The sequence below is a fragment of the Peribacillus sp. genome, assembly GCF_059453735.1.
In genome coordinates this window covers 1-2647 of record NZ_JAZVJO010000040.1, presented here as the reverse complement: position 1 = coordinate 2647, position 2647 = coordinate 1, and the positions used below count along the sequence as shown (strand labels likewise).

Sequence of the window (2647 nt, the reverse complement as noted above, 5' to 3'; positions counted from 1 at the left end):
AGTTCAGAAAAATACCTCCCTGATCCACCAAATCATTACGCATTTAAACAAGTTCGCTGGTATTTCATTGGAATTGTATTATCAGCTTGTGTATACGTACTGGATTTCGAACAAATCAAAAAAATCTCTCTGTTTTCCTATATATTTGGGATACTCGTTTTAATTGCCCTCCATTTTTCACCTGAAAGCATTGCTCGTGAAATAAAGGGAGCTAAATCGTGGTTTTCAGTTCCTGGTTTTGGATCTATTCAGCCTTCAGAGTTTATGAAAATCTTTTTAATTATCTTTTTAGCTAAAATCATCGTTGATCACAATAAAAAGTACGTAGATCGTTCACTGAATACTGATTTTCGTTTAATTTTTAAAGTATTTTCTGCAACGGCGATTCCTTTAGGGATAATTTTATTGCAGCCTGATGCTGGAACCGGAATGGTCATAATCGTTATATTGATTGGTATGTTATTTTTATCGGGCATCAGCTGGAAAATCGTTGGCTTATTAGGGGTAATGGGTTCATCTATACTAGGGGTACTTGTCCTGATTTATACAAAAGCTCCGGACCTTTTACTGATTTTTCTAGACAACTACCAATTAGACAGGATTCATTCTTGGCTTGACCCCTTTCAATATAAGGGGGATATCGGTTATCAACTTTCACAATCTATTCTTGCTATCGGATCAGGAACGATGTATGGAAAAGGCTATTATAGCGGGCAAGTTTATATTCCAGAGGCGCATTCAGACTTTATCTTTACCACCATTGGTGAAGAATATGGATTTCTTGGCGGAAGTGTCGTCATAACCCTTTACTTTATTTTAATCTATCGAATTGTGGCGATTGCTCTGCTCAATAAAGGTTCTTATGAGAATCTTATTGCTGCTGGTGTGGTCTCTATGCTTACCTTCCATATTTTCGAAAACATTGGAATGGTAATGGGACTCGTCCCCATCACCGGTATACCGCTGCCGCTGCTGAGCTATGGAGGCAGTTCCATTTTAGGTACATTAATTGCATTAAGTTTAATTCTAAACATATCTGCGAAAACGAAAAAATATATGTTTGAACAAGACTCCACTCGTGAATTATAAAACAAAAGAAAAACCAGCTTTCACAGCTGGTTTTTTCACGCATATTTTTTTTGGTCGTCATTCTGGAAAAAGCTCATCATGGCATGAAATACATCCGATTTTTGTTTTAAAATAAAATATCGAAATTTTTCGTTGTTAATATTTTTATAGGCTGTCATTAAAGTAGAATGTCGATTATACTGATTGACTTCTCCATATCCAAACATATTAGAGACCTCCATCAATTCTTCAACTAATTTAACGCAGCGTGCATTATCGGAAGTTAGGTTATCCCCATCAGAAAAATGGAATGGATAGATGTTAAATTTAGCTGGATCATATTTATAGTCAATAACTTCTAGGGCTTTGCGGTATACAGATGAGCAGATGGTGCCCCCGCTCTCACCTTTAGTAAAGAACTCTTCTTCCGGAACAATTTTCGCTTCTGTATGATGCGCAATAAATTCAATTTCAACAGTTTCATATTTAGTACGTAAAAAACGATTCATCCAAAAGAAAAAACTACGCGCCATATATTTTTCCCATAACCCCATTGAACCTGACGTATCCATCATCGCTAGTACGACTGCCTTTGAGTCCGGTTTTACGACTTCATTCCAAGTCTTAAATTTAAAGTCATCTTTATAAATAGGATGAAAACTGGGATTACCATTCATAGCATTTCGTTTGAATGCAGACATCATGGTTTTTTTCTTATCGATATTTCCCATAAGACCTGTTTTGCGAATGTCATTGAATTCAATATGTTCAATCGTATGTTCCGCTTGTTCCTTATGTTGCAGATTTGGCAGCTCCAACTGGCTGAAAAGAGCTTCTTCTATTTCTAGCATCGATACCTCGGCTTCATAATAGTCTTCCCCAGCTTGATCGCCAGCGCCTGGACCCTTGCCTGGACCTTGTTCGGGTTTACCGTCTCTAGCTACAACATCCCCTAACTCGGAATCGCCGTCCCCTTGCCCAACATGTTTATTCTTGTCGTAATTATAGCGGATCTTATATTCATCTAATGACCGAATTGGAATCTTCACCACATCACGCCCATTGGACATGACTATACTCTCTTCTGAAATCAAATCAGGCAGATTATTTTTGATTGCTTCTTGTACCTTTTCCTGATGTCTCTGCTGATCGTCAAAGCCTTTCCGATGGAGGGACCAATTTTCCTGGGATATCACGAATTGATGACCGTTCTCTTCTGTCATACATTTTCCCCCCTAAAAGGTGTGCACCTTTCTTTTTATCTCGCATACGATATGGTAATGTGACATGGACCTTCAGGATTAAGACTCATTGTTTCTTGCGTAATCAACAGTGTTGTTAAAGAAAGTATTACTCTATCTTATGCAAGCTCCTCAGATAATTTACAACTTATTTCAAGAATGGGTGATCGACTAGATTAATTGGACAGGCTTTTATAATGATTTACCGTTTTAAACGGTTGTTGATTTTCCCCAAAAAAAAAAGACCCCGCTAAGGAGACTCAATCTTTCTCATCTATTTCTTCAATTTCTTCATGCTGTACGGTGCCTGGCCGTTTTCCCCATTCTTTTAATTGCTC

2 protein-coding genes are annotated in these 2647 nt (G+C 37.7%); one reads left to right on the top strand and one right to left on the bottom strand.

Annotated elements, in window-relative coordinates:
* A partial coding sequence (locus AC52RT_RS01255; protein ID WP_495539071.1) for an FtsW/RodA/SpoVE family cell cycle protein occupies positions 1 to 1089 on the top strand: 1089 nt, incomplete at its 5' end.
* A gap of 35 nt (positions 1090 to 1124) precedes the next feature.
* Here the strand turns inward: AC52RT_RS01255 and yhbH are convergent.
* Positions 1125 to 2291: a sporulation protein YhbH gene (gene yhbH, locus AC52RT_RS01250; RefSeq protein ID WP_495539070.1), complete on the bottom strand. Its 1167-nt coding sequence runs from the start codon at positions 2289 to 2291 to the stop codon at positions 1125 to 1127.
* Between the last annotated feature and the right edge of the window lie 356 nt (positions 2292 to 2647).